The sequence below is a fragment of the Pedobacter hiemivivus genome (genome assembly GCF_004331685.1).
Taxonomy (GTDB): domain Bacteria; phylum Bacteroidota; class Bacteroidia; order Sphingobacteriales; family Sphingobacteriaceae; genus Pedobacter; species Pedobacter hiemivivus.
Map to the genome: position 1 here is coordinate 1 of NZ_SJSM01000040.1, position 25,032 is coordinate 25,032.

Consider the following 25,032-nt stretch of genomic DNA (forward strand, 5'->3'; position numbering starts at 1 on the left):
TGTTTAGAAAAACCTGGTCATCGATTTTCCATTCACTGGTCCCGAGGAATTGAATGCCTTCAATACCCTCTACGAGCCATGAGGTTAGGATCTGGTGGGCAGCAACTTTTACTTCTTTTTGTGCTATCGTATCCATTGTAGTTGTTTCTTCAGAATTCATATTTTTGCAACTGCTGGCTATACCAAACAGTAACAAAATTGCCAGGCAGATTAAGATAATGTTTTTAGTCATATTATTGTGGTGAAATGTATCCTTGCTTATGCTGGTTAAACTTTCACAACAAATTTACCGCCAAATCCTCTAACATCTACGCTATGAAAAAAATACTCCTGTTTAATTTTCTTTTAATATCCATATTGAACCCCGCATTGGCACAGGAAAAATACATGGACATACAAAGCAAGGTTAAAACCGCTGAAAAAGCCTATTCGTTTAGTGATCCAAATTATAAGTTCTTAAGAAAAATGTTTACCGGCTTTGGAAAATCCGAAAAGTTAAGCCTTGCTAATTTATCAAAAGACAATGTAGGTGTTGCTATTGTACTTTCAGACCTAAGTTCTAAACTTGTTGTATCTCCAGCAAAATATACTTTCGACAACAATAAAGTTAATATTTCGGCAATCCGATCAAAAACAACCGGAGGTTTAACCGAGGATATGAAAGAATATGTTCAAAAGTACCTTTATAAGATGGAAGAAGTAGGTAGTACAAAGTTATTTAGGTCCCTGGTGTTAAATAAACCGAAAACAGAGGGTGTTTTTACGCAAAATGCAACTGAATTTGTTGTAAATGAACCAAATACATTATCTTTTGTTCGCGGAGATGAGGATTGGATGTATGTTGTTAGTATAGACAATAAATATAAAACCCTGGAGAATCCTCGTATCATTATGTATGCTTTTAAGATCAGTATTTCTGGCAAGGACATTTTCAATACAGAAAATTCCATTGATGATATGGAGAAAAGACGGATAACCAGAGTTGACAACGAAAAAACAGAAAAGGAAAAGTGGCCCCTGTTTCATGATTTCAGAACTGATGATATTCGTGAACTATTGAAAGAACTAGTTATGAAAGAGCCGTTTAAATCTAATCAGGAATTACAAAAACATATAGAAAAGTTAGACACCAAAATCACCCGGTTTAACCTGAAAGATTATGCCGCCCAGTTTAATTACTTTTTAACCTTAAACTTTTCGACATTCAAAAAGAAAGATCAGTTTGAAATAAATGAGCTCTTAAACATACAGCATTTGTCGGCCCATGCCTTAGCAGACTATTACCTGTCACAAGGCAATTACGACCAGGCTGTTGCTTTTTATAAAAAAGCAGCATTTGAATTTCCTTATGAAGTGTCGAGTGGAACAACATTTATAAAAGATATGGAGCGTATAATTTATGATCTTTCAAAATCATGCTATAAGGCCGGCAGAAAGGATGAAGCTTATGGCTATTTATTGGGATTGATCATTGATAGTCAAAACAATGAAACACTGGCAACAAAAGACTTGAAGTCTTACCTGTTACACGAAAAAGAAGATAATAGGAAATTTGCAGCTGATTTAGACAGGGCCATGAAAACAATAAAACCTAGTGAAAACGGCTACAGCTTTACTTTTATATTCAAAAATAAAGAAGTGTTTTTTTATCCGCTTAGGGCTAAATCATTAGAAGAGTATCAACAGCAAATAAAAAACAGTGAAATTTATAATTATTTAACCCAATAATTTATAGCTAATGAATTGCTTAAAGGAGCAGTTAGAATAAGAAAGTAAAACCTAGATCAGCACGCCCTATGGCTTTTTATCCTGTTATTTTTAAGGTTTTGATCAGGTTGTTTTCAAAAGAAAAATGATAACGCAATACAATAGGGCTGCCCGGGAAATTTCCCGAAACTTCTGCCTGCAGGATTTTTTCCGTTTCGGCATAAGCTAAGGGTTTCATTACCGTCTGATACTGTTTATTGGCTTTATCGATCCAATCCTGGATGGCAGTGCTTCCCTGATAAGTGTTGCCTTCGTCCACAACTGTTGCAGTTTGGGAGAAACAGCCGGCATAAGCTGAAGCATCAGATTCATCCTGTGCTTTTACTAAATTTTTAATTACTTCTGGTAAATTCATATGTCCTGTATTTTAATTTGATTAAATAGTCGGGATGGTTCCCCCATCAATGACAAATTCGGTTCCGGTTAGATAAGCTGCCCTCGCGGAAACTAAAAAGCCAACAAGTTCGGCAACTTCCCCCGGATGTGCCGGTCTGCCGTAAGGTATTCCGCCAAGTGCATCCATTACACCCTGTGTAGCCTGTTCTATGGAGATGTTTGAATGCTCGGAAATGCGTTCCATCATTCTTTTTGCCCCATCAGTCATGATCCAGCCGGGAGAGACGGTCAATACCCTGACGCCTTTTGGGGCGACTTCATTGGAAAGGCTTTTGCTGTAATTGATCAGCCCTGCTTTAGCTGCGGCATAGGGAAGGGTAGAATCGTATAAAGGGAGTTTTCCCTGGATGGATGCGATATGGATAATGACACCGCTTTGCTGCGCTATCATATGCGGCAGAAATCCCCTGTCCAAACGGACCGGGGCCAGCAGGTTGGTACTGATGGTTTCCTCCCAATGCTGATCGGTCAAGGCAGCAAAGCCACCTGCTGGTGTCTCCGAACCTCCAAGATTGTTGATCAGGATATCTAATCTTCCAAATCTGGATAACACTTCCTCTACGGCCTTTTGCGTGCCTTCAGGCTTGCTTAAGTCGGCTGATACGAAATGTAGGTTGTCATTGTTTTCTTCAGGTTTATTTCTCGCTGTTATGATTACAGTTGCACCTGCACTTAACAAACGTTCGGCTATTGCTTTTCCTGTTCCTTTTGTCCCTCCGGTCACCAGGGCGATCCTGCCAGACAATTCATTATTATCGTTCAATGGTATCATTACTTTATCTTTTATTGGACAAATTTCAATCCTATAGTTTGTTTGTACAAGTACGGAAATACGAATCGCATAGGGATAAATTATTCCTATATGGTACATTTAGCTATAGAGGGCTATCTTTGTATGATGTATGAAAGAAAAACAAAACCGAACCTGAACTGCGGGCTTGACCTGATTGCTGAGGTGCTGTACGGCAAATGGAAAATCCGTTTGCTGTGGTTTATCCATGAGGGTAATAAACGCCCGAGCGAACTGCAGCGTAAAATTCCGGATGCATCAAGGCGTGTGTTAAATATGCAGCTAAACGAACTGGAAAAACATGATCTTGTGGCAAGGAAAATATATCCTGTAGTTCCGCCAAAGGTGGAATATAGCCTGACCGGGTTTGGGCAGAGCTTAATTCCGGTAATTGCTGTATTGGGCGAGTGGGGTGATAAAAATCAGGAGAAGCTCAAGGATTTAATACTAAAGGGCTAACCGGCCGATGGAAATTCTGTAACTAATCAGCACTTCCTTTCAGGCGTTTCCTGTGGCTTTTGCCCCACCTGATCATTTCCAGGATGATATCCCCAAATGATCTGCAATATTCTGTTGAGGTGTATTCTACGATTACCGGAGTTTCAGCCGTAACCGTTCTTTTGATCAGCTGGTTTGCTGTCATTTCTTTTAATTCTTTGGAAAGCATCCGTGTGGTAATTCCCGGAATGCTTCTTTCGATATCCCTGAATCTTTTATTACCGTTGCAGATAGAATTGATGATCGGCAGCTTCCATTTGCCTCCAAGCACATAAAGGGTATCCTGTAAAGCCTGCACCTCTTCCTGTTGGTTGCGTGGATTGGACAGTACCTCTGTCGCAATCTGGTTTCTTTTTTCTGTTTCCATTATTGGTATACTCTGTTATACTGACTACAAAAGTATACCAGTATAGCTATATTTTTGCATATCTAAAATATATTTTTTATCATGAACAATTTAACAGGAAAAAAGGCGCTGGTAACAGGCGGAAATAGCGGCATTGGCTATGCCACCGCAAAAGAATTAAAAGCACAGGGTGCAGAGGTAATCATTACCGGAAGAAGAAAAGATGCCATTGAAAAGGCTGCCGCTGAACTTGGTGTTATCGGTGTGGTAGCCGATCAGAGCCAGATCACCGCAATTGAGGGATTGGCCGCTGAAGCAGAAAAAACATTTGGTAAAATCGACATCCTGTTTATCAATGCAGGTGTAGTGGAGCAGAGCAGCATTGCGGATGCCACTGAAAAAAGTTTTGATACCATTTTTGATATTAACTTTAAGGGTGCCTACTTTACTTTGAGCAAATTTATCCCATTGCTGAATGATGGCGGTTCTGTGGTATTCCTTTCTTCAAATACCGCACACATGGACGGGGCAAACAGTTCAATTTATTCTTCAAGCAAAGCAGCATTGAATTCGGTGATGCGTATTGCAGCGGTAGAGCTTGCACCACATCAGATCAGGGTGAACAGTGTAAGTCCAGGGCCTATAGCTACAGAAATCATGAACAAAATGGGACTGAGTGAAGAACAGTTGGCCGGTATTAACCAGTGGCTGATCAGTCGTAGCCCGCTTGGCAAAATCGGGAAGGCCGAGGATGTGGCCAAAATGGTTACCTTCTTCTGCGGTGATGCTGCCACTTATATTACAGGGGCAGAAATCGTAATGGACGGAGGCATGAGCCTGAAAGCCTAGGACAAAATGATTCAAGGTACAGGCGAAGGCTGCTTGTACCTGCTACTACTGATTCTACAACTATTACTAATGATATTAGAGCGTTGTTTGATTTTTTGATCGCTTGAATGTACCTGGGGAAATCTGCTCCGGAATACCTGAGCGAAATCCGTAAGCGGTTTATTTCTTAAACCAGTTTAAGAGAATTAGGATTTCTGTTTGGCAACTTTGTATGACAGTTAAAATATAATGTAAGACGATAGACTATGACAATACATACACCTAAAGCTGTAGCGGGAATTACCTTGCCCGACAGCACTATCGCCAAACAGGCGACAGAATTGCTACTTGAACATGGTACAGAATTTCTTTATAATCATTCCCTAAGGGCATTCCTATTTGCAGCCCTTAATGCCCGGCAAAACAAAATTGCGCACGACACTGAACTTCTATACGTCGGTTCAGTTTTCCATGACCTTGGTCTCACACCTCATTACAGGAGTCTGGATAAAAGATTTGAAGTGGATGGAGCCAATGCAGCCAGGGATTTCCTTCATAGTCATGGACTGTCCCCACAGGCACTTCAATTGGTATGGGACACGGTCGCTCTGCATACCAGCCCTGGAATTGCCGAATATAAGGAAGCAGAAGTCGCATTGTTGAATTACGGAGTGGCCCTGGATGTGGTTGGCAGGGGATATGCAGACCTCTCAGAAAAACACCGGCAGGACATTGTCAAAAATTTCCCCCGTACCGATTTCAAAAAGACAATCATTCCTACCTTTTACGAAGGGTTTAAACATAAACCCGATACAACGTTTGGGAGTATCAATGCGGATATATGTGCCTGTATGAACCCGGATTTTCATAGAAAGGATTTTTGCGATGCCATCCTGCATTCACCCTGGACTGATTGAAGTCAATTTGACTGCATCTTTTTGCTTACCGGTATATTTTAAAGTTGAAAGACTTTAAAACGTTATTTTTTTTAGAATAAGAAAGTAAAACCTCGTCCTTTTTTAGGGTATTTCATTTCCTCAAATTTGTTGATTTCAGTAGACAAATGCCCGATATATTCCTCATCCATAAATTTTCTGAAAATGTTAATGTCCTCGTGTTTACGGGTGTCAATGAGTGCCTGATAATAATCAGTTTTTGTTTCATTGTGTACGATCGCAAGTGGTAGTTCGTACACAGCTTGGATATAATTCATTAACAATCTGGAAGTTCTGCCATTCCCATCATAAAAAGGATGGATACTAACCAGGTTAAAATGCGCATCATAGGAAAGATTTAATTTTTCCCGTACAGTTAGATCTTGCTGCATTCGTTTGGCTAGATCCGAAGCTAGATTTTTTGTCAGCGTTTCTACCTTATCGAAATTAGGGAAATAGGTATCACCAGCCACTACATTACCTTTGCGAAAAGCTCCGGTAGCGGCATCAATAGTTCCAAACACCGTATTATAAGTGCTTGCTGTGTTTTTTACAATAAGTGAATTTAGCTTTTGAATAAACTGAGGGGTAATAGGACTATTGGTTTTAGCTTGCTCTAGGACATATTGAAGTGCCGCATAGTGATCAGTTACCATCAGACTTTCATGGAGTGGCTTTCCTTTTGGCGTCAATCCTTCACTAAGTAAAACCTGAGTTTCGACCTCAGTAAGGGTTGAACCTTCAATCCTGGTAGAATGGTGAACGATAGAAATCAGATTGAATTTTTCATGATCTATCACCTGATCTAGGTCAAGATGTTTATACTGTTCTATGAGTTTGATGATGTCCATTGTCTTGATTGCAAATGTAATCAATTTGATGTTGATTGCATCCTTTGCTTTTCACCCGGATTGAACTAAAACTTACCAGCGATAATACATAATATTATTCATTGGTGCAGTGTTATTTAGCTTATTTATCTGTTTTACTACTTGTTTTTGAAAACGTGTACCTAATTATTGATTGCAAATTATTTCAGCAGCCCTTTTTGCCAATTTAACGGGTTGTGAATTACCTATTCCTTTACTTCTGATAATAGCTCCTTCAAAGAGTATTATGATTTGCATGGCTAACGATTTGCTATTAGCTGTGTTTCCATTTTCTAAATAAAATTCAATGAGTTGTTGGATCGCCGCGACATAAGCATCATAAGCTGCTTCTATTTCTTTTGCTTTGCTCGCATATTCGGTTTTAGCATTCATTGCAAAGCATCCATATAACTTACCCGCATCTACCAATTCTGCCAGAAAATCAAAAATTCTCAAGGCCTTATCAACCGGGCTTTTTGAGATATCTTTTTCCAGATAATCGGAAATAGCTTTGTACATCGTTTGATGATAATAATCAATTGTGGCAATAATTAGACCTTCTTTAGATGCAAAGTGCTTATATAGTGTACGTTTAGAGATGCCTGTACCTTCAATTACCGTATCCACACCAGTAGCATGAAACCCGTTCTTATAAAAAAGATCATAAGCATATTTAACCATCTCATCCCTCTTTAATGATTTTGAAGCTGAATCTGTTTCTTTATTCATAATTGATAATTTATTTGCAAATGTAAACTAACCTGTTTACATTTGCAACCATGTAAACAGGTTGGTTTACATTTGTCTGTGAAATATATGCATTGTTTCATAACAATTAATGATTTAAAATTTCTAAAAATTTCTAAAAATGAACAAAAATAAAGAAATGGGGACAGCTGTAATAACAGGAGCCTCTTCAGGATTGGGCGAAGTATTTGCCGAAAGATTGGCCAAACGTGGATATAATTTAAAATTGGTAGCACGCCGTAAAGATAGATTGGATGCTCTTGCAAGCAGGTTACAAACCAAATATAACGTAAAGGTCACTAATCTGGTTGCCGACTTGGGCTCAGAAACAGATTTGGAAAATGTAGCTAATGATCTAAGAGCGGATAAAAGTATTACAGTGCTGATTAACAACGCTGGTACCTCAACACTTGCAGCTACTACAGCAACTAGTGTAGCTAAACAAAAGGCGATGGTTGATGTAAATATTACCGCTGTAATGCTATTGTCTAACGCGGTTTTACCTCAATTTATCGAAAAAAATGAGGGCATCTTAATTAATATAGCTTCGGTACTAGGCTTTTTTACATTACCTATTAGCGCAATTTATAGCGGCACAAAAGGTTTTGTGGTTCAATATACGCTTGGGTTGCAGCAAGAACTAAAAGGAACAAATGTTCAGGTACAATTGGTGAACCCTGCTACTACTGCAACGGAAATATGGGAAGTTGGCGGTGTTCCGTTAGCTGCATTGGAGCAATCTACCATCATGACAACTGAAGATTGTGTTGATGCCATCCTCTCCGGACTAGATAAAGGTGAGCTGACTACACACCCATCCGTGCATGACCAACAATTAATTGATGCTTATGAAGTTGCCCGTATCAAATTATTTGAGGGTTCGCAAAATGGCCAGCCAGCTGGACGTTACATTCAAAGTTAAATTTATGTTGCAACTGGTCGATTCAGAAAATCCACCAGACTTATAAAAAGAAAGCGGGAATGATCTCTGATCATTCTCGCTTCATCTAAATTAACGCCCTCATATAGGTCACAAATTCTTCTACTCCTAAATTTTGATCGCTTGAATGTACCTGTGGATCAATCGATAGCGTTTATTTCTGGTGCTTCCAGAACCGCCCCTTGCCGTCAGCGATCCATTCCAAGGCTTCATCTATCCTTTTTTGCCGGGTCTGATCGGTTTTGGCATCGGTAATCCAGATGATATATTCCTTACGGAAAGAGTTTGACTTACTTTCAAAGACCGCTTTCGCTTTTGGATCGCCTTCAAGCGCATCCTTGAAATAGCCCGGTGTTTCCAATATCTTAGGCTTTTCTGCTACCGGTTTTTCTCTTTGGATCTTTAGGCCCTTTTCGTTCAGTTGTACCGCTTCTTTAATCATGGTGATAAATTCCTGATCAGGGAGCAGTTCGCTAAAATGCGTGATTTTACCCAGTAGCCGCTTGATAGGTTTGAGATTCTTGGCCGCTTTCAGTCGCGGATCAGTCATTAACTCGCCTTTTATAAAGGTAAAAGAGCAGTGTGCCTTATGTGCTGCCATTACACACATATGGTCTCCCTTATAATCAAAATGGGGAATGCCCCATTTGATAGCCTCTTCCACACCTGGGCAGTTGTTGTGGACAAGCTTACGCCAGTGTTCGAGGATGGGCCTGGCAAAACTTTCTGTCTTAGTGATATAGGTGTCTATAGCCGGATCGTAGCTCATATATAATTAAATTGATAGCACAAATAAAGACAGATTCGCACAAAGAAGTTCGGTTGAAATCTTGGATTTACAGGTCAATTTAATTACCTGTGCTGTCTGCGGAACGCAGAAGGGGAGAGTCCCGCATGTTTTTTAAAGAACTTACCAAAATTGTTCGGGTCAGAAAATTCCAGCTGGTATGCAATTCTGGAAATCTCCATATCGGTGTACCTAACCAGCGATCGAGCCTCAGTAGCCAGGCGTTCTGAGATAAAACTCAAAGCATTGCGCCCTGAAGCTTGTTTAACTGATTGAGAAAGGTAATTGGCCGTAACCGAAAGTAGGTCTGCGTACTCCTTCACACTGCGCTTATGGATATAATGGCTTTCAATCAGCTGGATAAAATCCCGCATCAATACCTGTTGTCTGCCAGCAGGTATTGCCTTCTGGTTCCTATCCAGCGTAAACCCTTCCAGATAACACAACAGCCCCAAAAGCTTCAGTCTTGCTTCCAGATGAGCATCCCTACCAGACTGTTCATAAGCAGAAAAAACAGCTTCAAAATGAGGAGCCAACTCAATAAAAGTATGATGATCAAATCTGAACAGATTGGTGCGTTGCTGATCAAACAGGCTAAATTGCTGGTGAAAGCCCGGCCTGAAAAAAGAGAAGGCCTCGGGCTTAAAATAAATAATATAGCCCTCCAAAGCATTATCATGCGCAAAGCTATAAACCAGGTTTGGCGAATGGAACACCAGATAGGAATCTGGGTCTTCTACCAATTCCTCACCGTAACTGACATTCACCTTTCCTGAATTGAACAGCAATGCAAAAAAGTAAAATGCACGTTTGAACGGTGGCCGATATACCGACACTTGCGGCTTATCCAGTGGTTTTAACCTCAGACAATAGAAATCAGGGTTCTCTGTTCTACCAGGCCAAGGAATAGAGGCCAAAAAATCATTGATTTCCGTATAAAAGGGAAGCGCTGGTTTCATTTTTTTATTTGTTTCAATATAGTCCCATTGCAGCGCTTAAACTTTCAATAATTCTTGTTTCCTCATGATGTCCATCGGTTGATAATCTAAGCAGTGGTAATCCGATAGCCGCTAAGATATGATTCTTCTTGCTGTCCCTTTCCTTTTGCAATTCATTATCATGGAATACCACCCCGTCCACCTCGATAGCCAAGACAGGAGTCTTGTCAATTTTGTTGTAAAGCAGAAAATCAATTCTTGAATTACTCCTTATGAACCTGATTTCATCTTCGGAGAATGGTTGAAAATCCCGAACAAGATCGTTAAGCCTATATTCTCTGACCATGTCAATAGACGAGAATTGGGTATTGTTTGACAGTATATTTTCACTCAACAGCTTGTGAATAATAAGCTCTGCAGCAGATCCTCTTATGTTCTTGTTCGATAAACGAAATGATGTAAAGGCTTTATTGTACTCTTTATACAGAAGATCAAAAACGGAACAGATACAGCCTTTTATGATCGTTTCATTCGGGTCGGTGGTATAACATATATAGCGTATCATATCACCGATGTTAGTTCCGTGAGGAAGATCCATCGATGCCGGTTTTACCACAATAAATTCTTTAATGGCTCGTGATACAGCGACATTTATGAGGTTGGGGTTGTCAATAAATGTTCCTATCTTGTTTTTGACCGTGTTAAATATGATCACTTCCTTCTCACGTCCTTGAAACTTATGTATAGTGTCGGCTTCTGCTCCATCTGGTAGCTGTTTTTGCAGCATATCTACATGTTTTCTATAAGGTGCAATAGCGCCAACTTTTTTAAAATCTGCAGCATAGTGCTTACGGATATAGAAATCCGTTTCATCTATCTGTCTCTGATTGTAATTATCCCTTCCACCCGCTATGTTTGTCTCAATGATTCTAAATGGATGATTATCCGCATGAGTCATAATAACCAGCTTATTATCGTAGTACTTTTTATTACAGAATCCAATAATCGTAGGATGGCATCTGTAATGTTCTTTTAGCAGAACCGATTTTACGTTATCCCGATACAAGCTTTTCAGCGAGTTCAAAATATTCTGTTTGACATAGTCATACGCAGGAGAAATGTTGTGCTTAGCATGAAATTGCTCTGCAGCGTCTTTACTCTGTTTATCTACAATGTGGGCAAGCTGCATACTATCTCCAACAACAACCACATTTCGGCAACGCGAAAAACATACGGCAGACTTTATAATATCAACTTGCGAAGATTCATCTATAATCAGATAGTCAAAAAGATACCCTTTGGGAACGCTCGTGTGTAGCGATACTGTAGCGCTCAGAACCACAGGATAATGCTTTATGAAATCATCAAACTGGTCACGGTAATCCTCTGCATTAAATGCAACTTTGTCCAAGCGGTTATATTTTTCAAATAACACTCCATTGAATACCTCTTTAGATGTCTCAATAAATTGTTTAAGATTAGCTTCTTCATTGTTCGCTGCCAACCAATTTTCAACGTTCAGGATTTCGTTTTTTATTTTTGCGATGTATAATTCATAGAATTTGTGGTTAACATACACGGAAAGTTCTTCACTATACTGACGAATACTCTTAAGGTCAAAGAAACCATATTGCAGAACAAGTCGCAACTTGTTTATGATGGATAACTTGTTCTCGAGGTTTATGGGCGATAGCAAATTTTTCAATTTCAAAGTCGTTCTGAAATTCCATTTGCGGTATAATTTCTTGTTGAGTACAGATTTTATGTCCTGCTTTAGTGGTTGTTCTGCTTTTATATGGCTAAATTCTATTTCAGCATCTGACAATTCCGCCTTTAAGATGGCTAATTTATTTCGGTACTGAAAGGACTTTGCTAATATGGAATCTGAATCCCGAACCTCATTCTTTGCTTGTTTCAATCGATCGTCCGATACCTCAAAATCTTGATTGACTATTTGTTCTTCACGATTTTTAAAGAATGAGTTTCTGTTATCCTTACTTCCAAGTGATGCCACAACCATTCCATAGCCGTATTTCGCTAATTTCTCCGACACGTTAAATACAGCAGCATTATTGTTTGAAACAATCGCAACAGTTTTGTTTTGTACGATAAGATTGGCTATAATATTTAGGATTGTCTGAGTTTTTCCTGTCCCCGGAGGACCTTCTACTATACTGATGTTATTGCTAAGCGTAGTCTCAACCGCCAATTTTTGACTCTCATTGCATCCGAAAGGATAAATTAGTGTCTCCTTTGGAGCATGAATAGCAGGATTGATTCCATCAATGTAGTTAGAGAGTGCTGACCTTGATTCCAATATATCTATATCATTAAGGGCCTTGAGCAATATTTCAGCGCTTATTTGATTAGGATTTTCACCAGTTGTCTCTTCTGATTGAATATCGAATGATACTCCACCACTTTCTTTAAGTATTTCTTTAAAATAATTGATTACTGATTTCGCCTGATCAATATTCTGTTTTATAGTACAGATTTCAACATTAGCATTGTTTTCAATTGGAAAAGAACAATTGTTTTTATGTCGAAAAATTAAATAACGGCCATAATTATCAACCGTATTATATGTCTTATTTAATTTGCCATTCTCATATATCCGCACATCTTCTCGTCTATATACAAGCGGATAGTACTGTACTTTGTCAGCTCCATAGTAATAGCTTCTCCCATTATTAAATGTGATGTGATATCCGGTGTCTGTACAAACAACCGTTGAAACATCGCTTTTGTATTCAAACTTTAGGGATGTTTTATTTTTTAAGTATACTATGAACTGATGAGCCATTAATTTTTTTACAGATGTATAGTCTCGAAATTACTAAATTTCATTCGGAATTAGGGATCGATTCTGTCAGGATGAGCTGTGTTCATAAAAGAAAGGCTCTTGCCATTTAGTTTTTAAATTCTCAGGTTTGTCAGTCTGGTCAGTTAATTGGTCAGCTGTAATATTAATACATCTGACAATCAATATTTTAAAAGTGGCGGCGAGGGGGGCGTAATCGAACCCTTTGAGAAACTCTTAGAATTGGTCAGGTGTATAAATGAGTCCTGATCTCCGTGAACTGTCTTATTTCGGAGAATACGATTTTGAACTTGGCGGGCAGTACATTGGTGAGCTTGTTAGGTCGACACCAGTTAGGCATATCGATTTCAGGTATGAGTATTATCCGGGCCCCGGTGAAATACTATCCTTTTCCATCTTCCAAAAAGAGTTTAAACGGCCGATGGAAATTTATAAGCTGGGAGACAACAGGGTGTACCGGTTAAAAAATAATGCCTGTGCCAACAACCTTGGCTTTGAAGTAGAAATGCGTAAATCAATGGGTTTTACTAAAGTACCTGTTTTGAAGAATATCACATTGTATGGCAATTTTACTGCCCTCAGATCTAAAGTAAAAACAGGATTTTCCAGTATAGGGGGTTCAGAAGATGGAAAATATCTGATCGTTATCGATTCCGTAGGAAAAGAAGAAAAACGACCGCAAACAGGTGTCAGTAACTATATGGTGAATGCAGGTGCGTATTATGAAACGAAACGGTTTTCACTAAGTCTGGCATACAACTATGTAACAAACAGGATGTACCGGCCGGTCGAGCTATATGCGGAATCATTGTATGAACGCCCTTTAGAAGCCTTGGATGGACAGATAGCCTTCCGGTTTTTTAGACAGAAAGCGGAGTTGAGGTTAAGTGTATCCAACCTGCTAAACAGTTATAGTATTGTTTATCAGAATACATATACCGCAGAAGAACTTGCAAGGGAAAATCCTTCTACCAAAAGCTTACTTTATAAGAAAGGACAGGACCTTATCGATTATGAAGCGAGGCCTGGCCGTACCTACAGCACGACCCTTTCCTTTAGCTTTTAAAAAAACAAATCAAATTCTTATGATCACAACATTCAAACTAGATAAGTCAAAAAGAAGCATGCTGAGCATATTTACATATATGGGTATCATTATTCTACTGGCATCCTGTAAAAAGGGTAATCCGGTAGAAGTTAAAAGCTACAGTTTTCTGGAAGTGGAAATCGTAGCGCTGCCCGGTACCCCCTACACTGGCAGTTTACCTGGAAAATTCAAAACAGGAAGATTCACTCAAGTCTGGAGGTACGGTAGGCCTTGGCGCAAGGCCTATTGGTCTTCTTTCCGATAAAAAAACGAGGATATCCTTTCGTAAAAAGGGCTCTGACGAAGTACTGCTTGATACCAGTATTTTCATCCCAAGCGGAGAAAAAGCAAAATTACGTATCGCATTTAGCGAAAACCTCGGGATTAAAGATTTCCTGAAATATAATGGTAATATTTCGCCGGACTTTGCATTTGTACAACTATATAATCGTTTACCCATACCGTTACAGGCAGATTCATGGAAAGTAGATTTGATATTATACGAGTACGATCCTGTTGCCGGCGATATAACAGAGTTGACTGTGTTCCAGGATTTCCGGCGTAACAAATTACATCCTAGATCTGTGCTATTGCCCATCAGGAAAAACAATGAAGATATTACCTATCTCGTGGGGTTGAAAAATGTGGAAGCCAATCAGTTCATTACTGACGTTAACGGGACCGATCTGATTAGGCTCTGGCTCAATCCGGGCAAAGAACAGATTACCACCATCCTTGATGAAAAATGGATAATGGGGACGGAACCTTTAGCTATATGTTTACTACTGAAACTGCCGACTTGTAGGTTTTGCAAATCCTTACTTGATCAGGAGGCTGTGCCATCTTTTTGGGGATGGTACAGCCTTTTTTTAATGGATTTGTTTAAATGGGACACTTGTATATAAAATTATTTCGGGTGTTTGTTTTCTGAAAAAAGGTATCTTGTTTCAGTTAATAATCAAAACCAATGACAAAGCAAATTAAATTTCTTCTGATCATACGTGAACTATAATGTACTTTTTATTAAAAGCTATGCGTATATTGTATTATCCCTATTATGAACTCATCTAGACTGAATAATAGTAATGAAAACTAAAGACAATTTAACGTGGCTTGGGTATTTCGACATACAACAGGCGAAGAGTGATGATCCGGATCAGTTACAGTTAGCCGATTTTGAGGAGTTTTTTTTAGCAAATAATATTGTTCATTCTTTTTTGCGCCACAGTACTCCATCTATTTATTTATTGGATTATAAAAAAAGGACATACCTCAATATGTCTGAAAACTGCGCTGGTTATAAAGCTGAGTCTTTTTTAAGGGGAGGTGTTGATCATACTTTGGAAATCTACGATCCACTTCATTTACGATTGCTAAATAACGAGATTTTTCCCGACAGGTTGACATTTTTAGCTGGAGTTGAACCCGAAAACCATAAAAATTATGTGTTTTCATTTATCCAAAATGTTAAGAACCTTAAAGGTGAAGATATATCACTTCTTCAGCGAAACTGTTTTGTATCCGATGAATTGGGCAATCCGCTTTTCAGTGTAGGAATTGTGTTTAATATTAATTTGCATATACCTACACAGCCAGTAGTGCAGACCATAGAGAAGATTGATTCAAATGGGCTTAGCTGTGATACGATAGCCAGGCAGGTATATTACCTTAATGGTGAGGACAAATTACTGTCTAAACGCGAGAAAGAAGTTTTGCAATGGATGGCCGAAGGCCTAAGCAGCAAGATGATTGCAGAAAAGATGTTTTTAAGTGAATTTACCGTCATTAACCATCGTCGTAACATGCAAGATAAGACCAATACCCCTAACGCAATAGCCTTGGTTAGTTTTGCTATTAGAAATGGATTGATATAGTAAAATGGCAAGAAATTGCTATATGACAAGCTAAACCGTCAGCCTAGCTTTATACTAAAATTCGTTGGTATGAAGTCAATTGTCGTCATTGTATTCTTGTTGGTTAGTTTTAGATCAAGCGGACAAAAAAACGCTACTTTAACAAGATCAGCTAGTATGGCTGAAGGGGTAAGGAATATTCAATCTACTTATTATGTGCAAAGTAAAGGTAATATCAGTAAGGTTGAGAATTCTGATGCTTCGAGAGTTAAGGTTAAAGAATGGCGGGTAAGGCTTTATAAGAAGGGTGCCCCTAGAACGGGTAATTCTAACTGGGGCAGCATAAGTGCCTCCTCGGCAGAAGAGGTAATGAAAAAGCTGAAAGCTGAGCAGGAATTTGAACTCCGGTCTAATGCTTTTTTTGGGAAGGGAAGAGTTCAGGATGAAATTTGCACCCATTTTAATCCGCTTGGCCCTATAGCAGTATTGGATGAAGATACTGAGAAAGTGGCTGCAGAAAAACGAGCCGCTGAACTTTATGCGAAATCGGTAGATATTTACGAGACCTTTCTGGAAGTAAAAGACAATGTAGATGCACTTAGGGGAGTAGATAATCCATATTCTGGTGTAGGGAATAATTTTAAAGAATATGCTGAAACTGTAAAAGATGTAACAATACAGACACGGATGATACAGAAAATGTTTACGGAATTTACAGATAAGACCATGAACAACATATATCAGAAAATGAAAGTATTTGACTCAAAAATGGATGGAGTTCAAAGGACTGGTCAGCAACTAAAACAGTCGACACAAAAACTTCGTGAAAATAATTCCAGCAAATCACCCATTGACCCGTCTTTAAATATTTCTGGTACAAATGAGGAGAAAATAGCGAAGCTCACAAATATGCTTGTGGATTTGACAAATGAACTAGCCAGTGCGTCACAAAGGGAGAATGTAGCAGCAATCAATGCCACTACTAATAAAATGATATTCGTACTAAGGGCGCTGGTGAAGCTTTATGCATTAGATCCGGATACCAAAGAAATGTCGGTAGTGCTGCAACAGCAGTTAAATGCTTTGGAAGAAGCCTCTAAACAATGAGTTAATTAAAATCATTTAATACGGAAATATCATGAAAAACATCATTAATTTCTTTATACTGACTTTTGTCATTTTTTTCTCTGGAAGAACAGTTGCCCAGCAAGTTTATTTGATTCCAAAAAATTTACAATGGAGCAGCTACATTCCTATTTTCGATCAGAACGAAAATAAAATTTTGTTTTCTTGGGCTGCAGAGCAACCTTCGGAGAGAAAGAATGGAGTTAGAATGTGGTTGCAAGTTAAAAATACCTATAATGAGTCTATCTCTGGAAGATTTGTGTACACTTATACAGATACAAAGGGTACTCCGCTAACGAACAGCTTTGTAATAAATAGCGCTGAAACTAATGAGGTCAACTTCTTTTATGTATTTAATTTACAGGAAATCACAGGTCTTTATTTCGTAGAGTTTAAACCCAGCAAAGCCAATACTTCATTAATATCCTATAATGTACGTGATACGTCAGGTCTGTTTAAAGTACTGCGGGAAAAGCTAAATAAAATACAAGACACCTATGCTGCTTTAAAGAAAGAAAGCCCTGCTAAAATTGAGGAGAAAAATAGTGAAACATCTGATCAGGATATGCAGAACTTGGGAAAATACCTCCTTTCAGCTGCAGCTATGCTATCAAATCCTTCTAAATCAAATTATGCAAGTTTTCTGCAAAGCTCTGGAACAATGATGGATATTGGAACGGGAAATAATTTGACTACAAATTTATTGAAGACGGCCGGACTAGCACAAAACAATAATGCTTTGTATTACGCTCCTACAGTTTCCGGGAAGCAATTTAGTCAGATGAATTCTTTTGAACAAAGGGCGGTTGTTGAAAATGTAGCCAATCAGGTTGGAGAAATTATAGATTTACTAACACCGAAAGAAGACGAAGATGGGCTAACAAATAGAGATAAAAAGGTAATGGAATTGAATGTTGCCAATAGAATAACTGAAAACGCAGACTTAAAAAGCCGCTATGGTTATGATATGGATGATTTTATAGGTTCAATCAGAAATTTTGATAATGATTTACTGGATAAAATATTGGAAAAGGGATTTCCTGTTGGACTTCATCTCCTTTTTACCAAGGAAACAGAATCCCGAGAGCAAAATATAGATATGAGGTCTTTTGTCTGGAAAAAGACGGAACGATTAATGAAACCCATCCATTATGCTGCTATTTATGGAAATGTTTATGCTGTTCGTTTACTAATTGCGAAGGGGGCGGACATTAATGTTCAAACTTTTACCAGAGACGGGTATAATGATCCTTTTGGTTTTCCACTGGGAATGGCACTTTTTTTAAATAAGTATGAAGTTGCAAGATTTTTGTTTGAATACGGAGGCAGAACGGCAGTAAAGAATGCTGTTGTTATGGATTTCTTAAAGGCCCGTTTGGAAGCAGAAAAGAATGGTGAAATGCGCAAGCTACTGGCTGAAATGATCGCAAGTAAATAGTAATTAAATTTATATAAAACCGATGAACAGGTGTTTACTTTTAATTTTTGCCTTTATTTGTTTGAGTACGAAATTATCAACTGCACAGGAAACAGATATTGCCCGGCTGGTAAAATGGAGACCTAAAAATATCCCATGGAGCCAACCGTATCCAATTGCTGATAAGAATCAGAATAAGCTTACCTTTTGCTATGGCGTGGCAGTTAAATATTGGTGGTTTAAGGTTGTAAACAATTATACTGAAAATATTTCTGGTAGACTTGTTTATACTTATAAAGATGCTCTGGGAAATCAATATTCGAACAGTATGGTAATTCATTGCCTCCAACAAGGGGAAATGAATGATGGTTTTATCTATGAACCCAATGTACAGTTGACAGGGCTTTATTTTGTAGATTTCCACCCTTGTGCTGCAGGCTCGGGTTTAACCGCATACAGCTTTACAAATACGGAACAGAATGTTGGCGGATGTGGTAGGCTATCTGTGGGCACCGGCGTTGATCATATTGAATATAAAGGGGAAAATCAGGAAATGGTTTCGTCCCTCTTACTTAAGGTTAAGGGATGGAAGACGAGCACAAGCCCCACTGCTAATGACGGTATGCCGCCACAGATTGTGATAAATGAACTTTGTAAGCGAGATCAGTACATTTACGGAGCACTGATGTATTGTTGGTACGCTGAGAGCTATTTTAGAAATAAAGAACTTAATAAATCCAGAGAGGCAGCTTTGAAAGCAGGGAACTTGCTGCAAAGCGCCAGACTTCTTTGTGATAATCAAACTAGTAAAGATTGTAAAACAGAAGACCTTATTTCATGCGCTGAACTGACGAATGGCGTGCTTACTTCGCTACAAGATAAAGGTACAGTAAATCCTGGTAAAGAAGCTTACAACAGCAATATGAAAGATCTGGGTAACTATATGCTATCTGCTGCAGCTATGTTATCAAATCCTTCTAAAACAAATTTTGCCAACTTTTTAAATAGTACAGGGGTTATTATGGATACGGGAACTGGAACCAGTATTGCCAGCACTTTGTTACAGGCTGCAGGCCAGGTAGATAACCAACAGCTTTTAGCAAATATAAGCCCGCAGGCGCAATATAACCGCCCAGTGAATGGGCTTGAACAACAAGCTGAAGCGAGAAATCAAGCCCAGCAGGTGTTTAACCTGATAGATAAACTGGATGAAGCTTTTGCTCCTAAAAGAGATGAGGATGGCATGACACCACGTCAAAAAAGTACTTATCTGGAAAACCTAAGTACGAGGAGAGCTACCGATAATACTTTAAAAGCACAATTTGGATATAGTATGATTGATTTGACTACTGCAATCAGGGACTTTGACCACAAAATGCTGGATAGGATTTTGGCAACCGGATTTCCTGTAGCTACAGCAGTATATTTTTCAATGCCGGAATTGATTAGGGAACAGAATCTTTCCGTTTATGATTTTAATATTAGAAATGAAAAATTTAAGATGCGGCCTATCCATTATGCTGCGCTATACGGAAATGAATATGCCATTCGTCAGTTATTATCGAAAGGGGCAAATGTGAATGCTGTTTGTGAGACAATTAACGTTACCTGCGATAACAGTGTTTTAGGTGGTAGTATTCCCATAGATTTTGCCATGGCCTGGAATAGATATGACGCAATCAAGGTTTTGTTTGAGAATGGATCAAAGATGGATCGAAACAAATTGAAACTGAGACTAAAGGTAGAGTCTAACCTGGATTTGCGGGACTTATTTAGTGCAATGTTGAAAAAGTAGCGAAAGAATGTTCGTGTGTACCGTTAAAATGAAAGGTCTCGCTATAAAACACAGCAATTTTATGTGTCAATAGTAGGCTTTTCTGGGCAGGGGAATGGGGCATTCATAGTACAGGAACTCAAAAAAGAGGCCTATCTGATGAACCGGGTGCCGGCAGTCCGCTGTAATATCAACAATCCTGTTTCTAAGGCAAGCCTGCTTAAAAGCCGGGTTCCGGATTTGTGGTTTCAGGTTAAAAGGAACATCTTGATGAGTATACCTTTTTTGAAAGGTATCTGTTAATCAGACAATAAATTTACTAAGAAGGAATGATATACGGGTTAGCGAGGAGCAGGCCGTTAATCCTAGATTTCTTATACCTATCAGCAGGCTTATTTAAGCAAAAGAAGACATAAAAGATATTTCTGAGATTATGGTCAATGAGATTTCGAACCATTTATAATCGAAATATCGCAGAATAATTATAAAAGGTATGAGACTTTTGGAAACTGATAGAAAAGTCGAACCACATTTTGATCAATTTTCTGAAGTATTATTCGGTGATTTTCAGTAGATTATATCCTTAAAAGGAAGAGACGCCCGAAAATGGGCGTCTCCTTAAGTGGAGTCGAAGGGTTTCGAACCCTTGTCCAGTTTTTGGAACTGATAAGACGAATAGATATTGTCTAGTTTTTGATTGAGCCAAAATTCAACCCGACTTTAACTTCTGCAATAGGCTGGATAATTTCTTCCAGCCCACCTCAACTCCATGAAAAGTCTTCTATCTCGAATATTTTCGGCAAGTTTTTGTTGTGCTTTAGATATGGATATAAGTGATAACATAATAGCAGTAATTTGATTTATTGAATGGTTACTAATACTATAGTGGTACAAATTTGACGAATTTTAATGAGAAAAATGATTTGTATCGATGCTGATCTACGGATCGATAGCATAAAAAAGAAGGACGCCAGGAAAAATATAGCGGTGGAAAAAATCCCTATATTTATTTGTAAAAACCATCCAGAAATGACAGTTAACAGGCTAATCTATCTATCGTCGATCCTGGTCTTGTCAGGCTGCGTTTCATTAAAGCAGACCAGGCAGGAAGGGGTACAGGAAATTTCAGACCTGCAGGCCTTTGACGGTACCTACGAGAATCCGTTCAGCAAGAAAAGCGATTCTGAATTTTCTTCGCTATGGAACCAGCTTAATCTGAGCGACAAACTCGATACGCTCGATTTCCAGACGGCAACAATCGGGCTCAAGGTCATAGGAAAAGACCAGATCAGGGCTACTTGGCTGCAGGGAGACACGGAAAAGAATAGCGTGGTACTGAAAGGAAAGCTGAAGGACAGCTATTTTGTATCGAGACACAAACGGAAAATAATACCGATCCCGCTGATATATGGGCAGTTCAGCAATAGCCAGTTCCAGCTATCACTGGGCAAGGACGGTCAGCTGCACGTGGACAGGATGCAGAATGAGTGGGGATGGGTATTCGTGTTTCTTGCAAGCAAGGACAATACGAGCAGCTATGAATATAAAAGGAAATCTAAATAACAAAAAAAGTTTTCATCAGGATGAAAATTTTAGATAACAGCTGTTTTATTGGCTTGATGAAGATTGGCGACAGAAAAAACCCGCAAAAAGTGTTGACATATAGCCAGAAACACGGTATCAAATTACCTCGTGATCGGCACCTTTTCTGAGAATGGCCCTGACAAATGCAGTGGGCTGCCTATCCAAAAGTACAATGAAGATCAGCTGAATCAGCAGCTGGAAAATGGATTTCAGAAAGTACGTTGTATAAAAGAAGATCACATCACGCCTTTTCAGACCCAGCAAAATTTCTTATTCTGTAGCTTTAAGAGGAATTGATCTGGAATTGTATACTTTTACAGCGTGAAATTCTTAGCGTTATTTCTGTCCATTGTTGTCATCACACTCACCATCACACCTTGCTGTGCGTTGGAAGTAGCTGAAACGCACGCGCACGAAACAGCCCAAAAGGAAAACCACGAATGCAATGAAAAGTCAGACGAATGCTGTAAAGACTGTTCTCCGTTTTATGTTTGTGGAACCTGTATCGGTTTTATCTTTACCAGCGAACAGGTGCTCACCTTTGCCATTCAGTTAAAGCCTGTTCAGCACAATACCGCTTATATCCCTGTTGGACTACCAATTATTCCTACCGTCATCTGGCAGCCGCCCAAACTAGTTTAATTTCTTTTGAATAGTCTATTGAGACTGCATTTTAATGAAATTATTTAACTACAAAATACATCATGAAGAAATTGATTGTGCTTGTCGCTGTGCTATTTTGTACCGCAACAGCATTCGCTCAAAATACTTTTAAAGCTGTCATTAAAGACGCAAAAAAAAATCAGCCCCTCCCTGGGGCGACCGTAAAAGTCCTTGGCACATCGCTTGGAACTACATCAGACCAAACAGGGTCAGTTATCATTACCGGCGTACCTTCAGGTAAACAGGTCATTCAGTACAGCTATGTTGGCTTTCAGACCAAAACTGACACCTTAACTTTTCCACTTGTAGAAACAGTACCTGTTACCGTTTTACTGGAGGCTGCTGAAAAAGATGAGGAACTGGAAGAAGTGGTAGTTTCCGCTACCAGAAGTAGCCGTACTATAGACAACATCCCAACCCGGGTAGAGGTCATTGCAGGTGAAGAACTGGACGAAAAAGGAAACATGAAACCCGGCGACATCCGCATGATGCTGGCAGAAAGTACGGGCATCCAAACGCAGCAGACTTCTGCTACCAGCGGTAACTCCAGCATCCGTATACAGGGATTGGACGGGAAATATACCCAGATCATCCGGGATGGTTTCCCATTGTATTCAGGCTTCTCCGGTGGATTGGGACTATTACAGATCGCGCCATTAGATCTACAACAGGTTGAGGTGATCAAAGGGTCATCTTCAACATTGTACGGTGGTGGTGCCATTGCAGGGCTTGTCAACCTGGTATCTAAAAAGCCAACAGAAGAGCGCCAACTCAATTTCTTATTGAACGGAACTTCTGCATTGGGATTGGATGCAAGTGCCTTTTATGCACAGAAGTTTGACAAAATTGGTATTACCGTTTACGGAGCCTATAACAAAGGAACGGCTTATGACCCCTCGGATATCGGTTTGACTGCGATTCCTAAGTTTGACCGCTTTACTTTGAACCCTAAATTGTTCTTTTATTTCAATGAAGCCACCACACTTTCAGCAGGGATCAACGCGACTACTGAAAAACGGATTGGAGGTGACCTGGAATATGTAAAAGGAAACGGGAGTGCCACACATTCTTATTTTGAGCAGAACAAAACAGGCCGTTACAGTTCGCAAGTGGAACTGGATCATAAATTCAGTGAAAATGAAAAACTGGTGATCCGCAATTCAGTAAGTTATTACAACCGGAGCATTGGTATGCCCAATTATGTGTTTTCCGGTGTACAGGTCTCTACCTATAGCGAGGCAAATTACAGCCGCAATGGTGAGAAAGCAGATTGGGTAGTAGGCGCTAATTTCCTGACTGACAATTTCAAAGAAGACCAGAACAGTGCTGCTGCATTAAGAAGCTATAACTACACGACCATTGGTGCTTTTGCACAAAATACCTGGAACTTGTCTGAAAAATTCAGCATTGAATCCGGTATCCGTGGAGATTACCACAATGAATACGGTTTTTTCTTTTTGCCGAAGATCTCAGGTCTTTGGAAGATCAATGAACATTTCTCTACCCGCCTAGGCGGTGGATTCGGTTACAAAGCGCCAACGGTATTTACAGAAGATGCCGAGCGCATTCAGTTCAGAAACGTGTTACCAATTGACGTTGCCAACACAAAGGCAGAACGCTCTTATGGTGCCAATTACGATGTGAATTACCGCACCAGCTTATTTGATGGCAAAGTGGGTTTCAGTATCAACCAGATGTTCTTTTATACCCGCATCAATAATCCAATCCTGCTTACTCCGGTGGCAGGTGGTAATTTAGGTTACGTTCAGCCCAATGGTAACCTGGACACTAAGGGAATAGAAACCAATGCGAAGATCACCCTTAGTGATTTCAAATTGTTTGTTGGGTATACTTATGCAGATGTGAACCAGCATACTGGTGGTACTAGTGCAGCCTACCCACTGGTTTCTAAACATCGTTTAAACAATGTGCTGATGTATGAATTGGAAGACCAGTGGAAAATCGGTTTAGAGGCCTATTACTTCAGTAAACAAAAGTTAAATAATGGAGCTGTAGGCAAAAGTTACTGGACTACGGGATTCATGGCAGAAAAGTTATGGGAACGCTTTTCGATCTTTGTGAATTTTGAAAACTTCAGCAATACCCGTCAGACTAAATTTGACACCATTTATACAGGCACCATTACCGATCCTGTTTTCAGGGACATATATGCCCCGGTTGATGGATTTGTAGTTAATGGAGGTGTTAAAATCAAACTGTAATTGTATCTTATAGTATCATCATGATAAAGCTGGAGAGCCGGGTTGACCCGGCTTTCTTTTTTGTAAACCCTTTTAATTTGAGTATCATTCGGAATTAGGGATCGATTCTGTCAGGATGAGCTGATCTTTCTGATCATAATAAGTACAGGTCATCAAGGTTAAATTTACGATCCATCTATCGATTCCTGTTTCTGCGCAATGTTTGCAAAAGCTGAGGTAATCAGTTTGCCCTGCCTGATGCATTTTCAAATACTTCGCAAACTTTTTCTTATGACTTACAGCAGCGACGACTAAAGGTTCATACTTTGCCTTGGAGCTTAGTTGAGGGCCATTATTTCTAAAATATTGGGTATGGCTATCAGATACATAGGTCACAAATTCTTCTACGCCTAACTTTTTGATCGCTTGAATGTACTGGGGGAAATCTGCTCCACTTTTTACTTTTTCATGTTCCTGCTCAATCGCTTTAAGTGCTATTTTAGGGCTATTAAAAAATTTAGAATCCCTCACCAATTCGATATCATCCCATTTTTCTGTCTGTTCCTGATCGACTGTCCCATCCGCTATTACAGCTCTGAATACAGCAACAGGATTGAAGCTTTTACTATTGATGATCAGGTTACCAGAAAATGTCTTTTGTATAAA

General features: G+C 39.3%; 24 protein-coding genes. 15 read left to right on the forward strand and 9 right to left on the reverse strand.

The window, feature by feature from the left end; genetic code table 11:
* Positions 1–315 precede the first annotated feature (315 nt).
* On the forward strand, positions 316–1,728 hold the full coding sequence (locus tag EZ444_RS26385; protein WP_131612902.1) for a tetratricopeptide repeat protein: 1,413 nt from the start codon (positions 316–318) through the stop codon (positions 1,726–1,728).
* A 76-nt stretch (positions 1,729–1,804) separates the two neighbouring features.
* Here the strand turns inward: EZ444_RS26385 and EZ444_RS26390 are convergent, their stop codons facing one another.
* The gene (locus EZ444_RS26390; RefSeq protein ID WP_131612903.1) at positions 1,805–2,122 is read right to left on the reverse strand and encodes a nuclear transport factor 2 family protein; all 318 of its coding nucleotides are present in this window, start codon (positions 2,120–2,122) and stop codon (positions 1,805–1,807) included.
* 21 nt (positions 2,123–2,143) lie between these two features.
* Positions 2,144–2,935: an SDR family oxidoreductase gene (locus EZ444_RS26395; protein ID WP_205945355.1), complete on the reverse strand. Its 792-nt coding sequence runs from the start codon at positions 2,933–2,935 to the stop codon at positions 2,144–2,146.
* A gap of 90 nt (positions 2,936–3,025) precedes the next feature.
* On the opposite strand from EZ444_RS26395, the gene EZ444_RS26400 reads away from it, so the two are divergent.
* Entirely contained in the window at positions 3,026–3,412 is a 387-nt protein-coding gene (locus EZ444_RS26400; protein WP_225874863.1) for a winged helix-turn-helix transcriptional regulator, read from the forward strand.
* Between the two features lie 22 nt (positions 3,413–3,434).
* On the opposite strand, the gene EZ444_RS26405 is transcribed toward EZ444_RS26400, so the two are convergent.
* Positions 3,435–3,818 (reverse strand): winged helix-turn-helix transcriptional regulator, encoded by a 384-nt coding sequence (locus EZ444_RS26405; RefSeq protein ID WP_131612904.1) that lies wholly within the window; start codon positions 3,816–3,818, stop codon positions 3,435–3,437.
* A gap of 81 nt (positions 3,819–3,899) precedes the next feature.
* On the opposite strand from EZ444_RS26405, the gene EZ444_RS26410 reads away from it, so the two are divergent.
* The gene (locus EZ444_RS26410; protein ID WP_131612905.1) at positions 3,900–4,646 is read left to right on the forward strand and encodes an SDR family oxidoreductase; all 747 of its coding nucleotides are present in this window, start codon (positions 3,900–3,902) and stop codon (positions 4,644–4,646) included.
* 245 nt (positions 4,647–4,891) lie between these two features.
* Positions 4,892–5,542, forward strand: a complete 651-nt coding sequence (locus EZ444_RS26415; protein ID WP_131612906.1) for an HD domain-containing protein — start codon at positions 4,892–4,894, stop codon at positions 5,540–5,542.
* A 71-nt stretch (positions 5,543–5,613) separates the two neighbouring features.
* Here EZ444_RS26415 and EZ444_RS26420 read toward each other — a convergent pair whose 3' ends face one another.
* Complete coding sequence (locus EZ444_RS26420) at positions 5,614–6,411, reverse strand: Fic family protein (protein WP_131612907.1); 798 nt, start codon at positions 6,409–6,411, stop codon at positions 5,614–5,616.
* A gap of 165 nt (positions 6,412–6,576) precedes the next feature.
* Positions 6,577–7,158, reverse strand: coding sequence for a TetR/AcrR family transcriptional regulator (locus EZ444_RS26425; RefSeq protein ID WP_131612908.1), 582 nt, complete (start codon positions 7,156–7,158; stop codon positions 6,577–6,579).
* Between the two features lie 139 nt (positions 7,159–7,297).
* Between EZ444_RS26425 and EZ444_RS26430 the strand changes: the two genes are divergently transcribed.
* Positions 7,298–8,098, forward strand: a complete 801-nt coding sequence (locus tag EZ444_RS26430; RefSeq protein ID WP_131612909.1) for an SDR family NAD(P)-dependent oxidoreductase — start codon at positions 7,298–7,300, stop codon at positions 8,096–8,098.
* 172 nt (positions 8,099–8,270) lie between these two features.
* Here the strand turns inward: EZ444_RS26430 and EZ444_RS26435 are convergent, their stop codons facing one another.
* The 3 genes from EZ444_RS26435 to EZ444_RS26445 all read right to left on the reverse strand — a co-directional run bounded on the left by EZ444_RS26435 (position 8,271) and on the right by EZ444_RS26445 (position 12,644).
* Positions 8,271–8,885, reverse strand: coding sequence for a YdeI/OmpD-associated family protein (locus tag EZ444_RS26435; protein ID WP_131612910.1), 615 nt, complete (start codon positions 8,883–8,885; stop codon positions 8,271–8,273).
* 83 nt (positions 8,886–8,968) lie between these two features.
* Positions 8,969–9,862, reverse strand: a complete 894-nt coding sequence (locus EZ444_RS26440) for a helix-turn-helix domain-containing protein (RefSeq protein WP_131612911.1) — start codon at positions 9,860–9,862, stop codon at positions 8,969–8,971.
* Between the two features lie 13 nt (positions 9,863–9,875).
* A complete protein-coding gene (locus tag EZ444_RS26445) occupies positions 9,876–12,644 on the reverse strand; it encodes an AAA domain-containing protein (protein ID WP_131612912.1) in 2,769 nt (922 codons plus the stop codon).
* Positions 12,645–12,900: 256 nt separating this feature from the next.
* Here EZ444_RS26445 and EZ444_RS26450 point away from each other — a divergent pair, with 256 nt between their 5' ends.
* The 10 genes from EZ444_RS26450 to EZ444_RS26510 all read left to right on the forward strand — a co-directional run bounded on the left by EZ444_RS26450 (position 12,901) and on the right by EZ444_RS26510 (position 24,387).
* On the forward strand, positions 12,901–13,728 hold the full coding sequence (locus tag EZ444_RS26450; RefSeq protein ID WP_131612913.1) for a TonB-dependent receptor: 828 nt from the start codon (positions 12,901–12,903) through the stop codon (positions 13,726–13,728).
* A 19-nt stretch (positions 13,729–13,747) separates the two neighbouring features.
* A complete protein-coding gene (locus EZ444_RS26455) occupies positions 13,748–14,014 on the forward strand; it encodes a hypothetical protein (protein WP_131612914.1) in 267 nt (88 codons plus the stop codon).
* Between the two features lie 226 nt (positions 14,015–14,240).
* Entirely contained in the window at positions 14,241–14,654 is a 414-nt protein-coding gene (locus EZ444_RS26460; RefSeq protein ID WP_131612915.1) for a hypothetical protein, read from the forward strand.
* 180 nt (positions 14,655–14,834) lie between these two features.
* Positions 14,835–15,623: a response regulator transcription factor gene (locus tag EZ444_RS26465; RefSeq protein WP_131612916.1), complete on the forward strand. Its 789-nt coding sequence runs from the start codon at positions 14,835–14,837 to the stop codon at positions 15,621–15,623.
* A gap of 69 nt (positions 15,624–15,692) precedes the next feature.
* Complete coding sequence (locus EZ444_RS26470; RefSeq protein ID WP_131612917.1) at positions 15,693–16,709, forward strand: hypothetical protein; 1,017 nt, start codon at positions 15,693–15,695, stop codon at positions 16,707–16,709.
* Positions 16,710–16,740: 31 nt separating this feature from the next.
* Positions 16,741–18,165: an ankyrin repeat domain-containing protein gene (locus EZ444_RS26475; RefSeq protein WP_131612918.1), complete on the forward strand. Its 1,425-nt coding sequence runs from the start codon at positions 16,741–16,743 to the stop codon at positions 18,163–18,165.
* A gap of 61 nt (positions 18,166–18,226) precedes the next feature.
* Positions 18,227–19,939, forward strand: coding sequence for an ankyrin repeat domain-containing protein (locus tag EZ444_RS26480; RefSeq protein ID WP_165503738.1), 1,713 nt, complete (start codon positions 18,227–18,229; stop codon positions 19,937–19,939).
* Between the two features lie 888 nt (positions 19,940–20,827).
* Entirely contained in the window at positions 20,828–21,481 is a 654-nt protein-coding gene (locus EZ444_RS26495) for a hypothetical protein (RefSeq protein WP_131612920.1), read from the forward strand.
* Positions 21,482–21,823: 342 nt separating this feature from the next.
* Complete coding sequence (locus EZ444_RS26505) at positions 21,824–22,144, forward strand: hypothetical protein (RefSeq protein ID WP_131612921.1); 321 nt, start codon at positions 21,824–21,826, stop codon at positions 22,142–22,144.
* Positions 22,145–22,206: 62 nt separating this feature from the next.
* Complete coding sequence (locus tag EZ444_RS26510; RefSeq protein WP_131612922.1) at positions 22,207–24,387, forward strand: TonB-dependent receptor; 2,181 nt, start codon at positions 22,207–22,209, stop codon at positions 24,385–24,387.
* Positions 24,388–24,471: 84 nt separating this feature from the next.
* Here EZ444_RS26510 and EZ444_RS26515 read toward each other — a convergent pair.
* On the reverse strand, positions 24,472–25,032 hold a 561-nt coding region (locus tag EZ444_RS26515; protein WP_225874864.1), incomplete at its 5' end, for a DUF1398 domain-containing protein.

Excerpts from the sequence above, each read along its gene's own strand:
- EZ444_RS26385 (WP_131612902.1), top strand. The coding sequence starts at position 316 with ATGAAAAAAATACTCCTGTTTAATTTTCTTTTAATATCCATATTGAAC.
- EZ444_RS26390 (WP_131612903.1), bottom strand. The coding sequence starts at position 2,122 with ATGAATTTACCAGAAGTAATTAAAAATTTAGTAAAAGCACAGGATGAA.
- EZ444_RS26395 (WP_205945355.1), bottom strand. The coding sequence starts at position 2,935 with ATGATACCATTGAACGATAATAATGAATTGTCTGGCAGGATCGCCCTG.
- EZ444_RS26400 (WP_225874863.1), top strand. The coding sequence starts at position 3,026 with ATGGTACATTTAGCTATAGAGGGCTATCTTTGTATGATGTATGAAAGA.
- EZ444_RS26405 (WP_131612904.1), bottom strand. The coding sequence starts at position 3,818 with ATGGAAACAGAAAAAAGAAACCAGATTGCGACAGAGGTACTGTCCAAT.
- EZ444_RS26410 (WP_131612905.1), top strand. The coding sequence starts at position 3,900 with ATGAACAATTTAACAGGAAAAAAGGCGCTGGTAACAGGCGGAAATAGC.
- EZ444_RS26415 (WP_131612906.1), top strand. The coding sequence starts at position 4,892 with ATGACAATACATACACCTAAAGCTGTAGCGGGAATTACCTTGCCCGAC.
- EZ444_RS26420 (WP_131612907.1), bottom strand. The coding sequence starts at position 6,411 with ATGGACATCATCAAACTCATAGAACAGTATAAACATCTTGACCTAGAT.
- EZ444_RS26425 (WP_131612908.1), bottom strand. The coding sequence starts at position 7,158 with ATGAATAAAGAAACAGATTCAGCTTCAAAATCATTAAAGAGGGATGAG.
- EZ444_RS26430 (WP_131612909.1), top strand. The coding sequence starts at position 7,298 with ATGAACAAAAATAAAGAAATGGGGACAGCTGTAATAACAGGAGCCTCT.
- EZ444_RS26435 (WP_131612910.1), bottom strand. The coding sequence starts at position 8,885 with ATGAGCTACGATCCGGCTATAGACACCTATATCACTAAGACAGAAAGT.
- EZ444_RS26440 (WP_131612911.1), bottom strand. The coding sequence starts at position 9,862 with ATGAAACCAGCGCTTCCCTTTTATACGGAAATCAATGATTTTTTGGCC.
- EZ444_RS26445 (WP_131612912.1), bottom strand. The coding sequence starts at position 12,644 with ATGGCTCATCAGTTCATAGTATACTTAAAAAATAAAACATCCCTAAAG.
- EZ444_RS26450 (WP_131612913.1), top strand. The coding sequence starts at position 12,901 with ATGAGTCCTGATCTCCGTGAACTGTCTTATTTCGGAGAATACGATTTT.
- EZ444_RS26455 (WP_131612914.1), top strand. The coding sequence starts at position 13,748 with ATGATCACAACATTCAAACTAGATAAGTCAAAAAGAAGCATGCTGAGC.
- EZ444_RS26465 (WP_131612916.1), top strand. The coding sequence starts at position 14,835 with ATGAAAACTAAAGACAATTTAACGTGGCTTGGGTATTTCGACATACAA.
- EZ444_RS26470 (WP_131612917.1), top strand. The coding sequence starts at position 15,693 with ATGAAGTCAATTGTCGTCATTGTATTCTTGTTGGTTAGTTTTAGATCA.
- EZ444_RS26475 (WP_131612918.1), top strand. The coding sequence starts at position 16,741 with ATGAAAAACATCATTAATTTCTTTATACTGACTTTTGTCATTTTTTTC.
- EZ444_RS26495 (WP_131612920.1), top strand. The coding sequence starts at position 20,828 with ATGAGAAAAATGATTTGTATCGATGCTGATCTACGGATCGATAGCATA.
- EZ444_RS26510 (WP_131612922.1), top strand. The coding sequence starts at position 22,207 with ATGAAGAAATTGATTGTGCTTGTCGCTGTGCTATTTTGTACCGCAACA.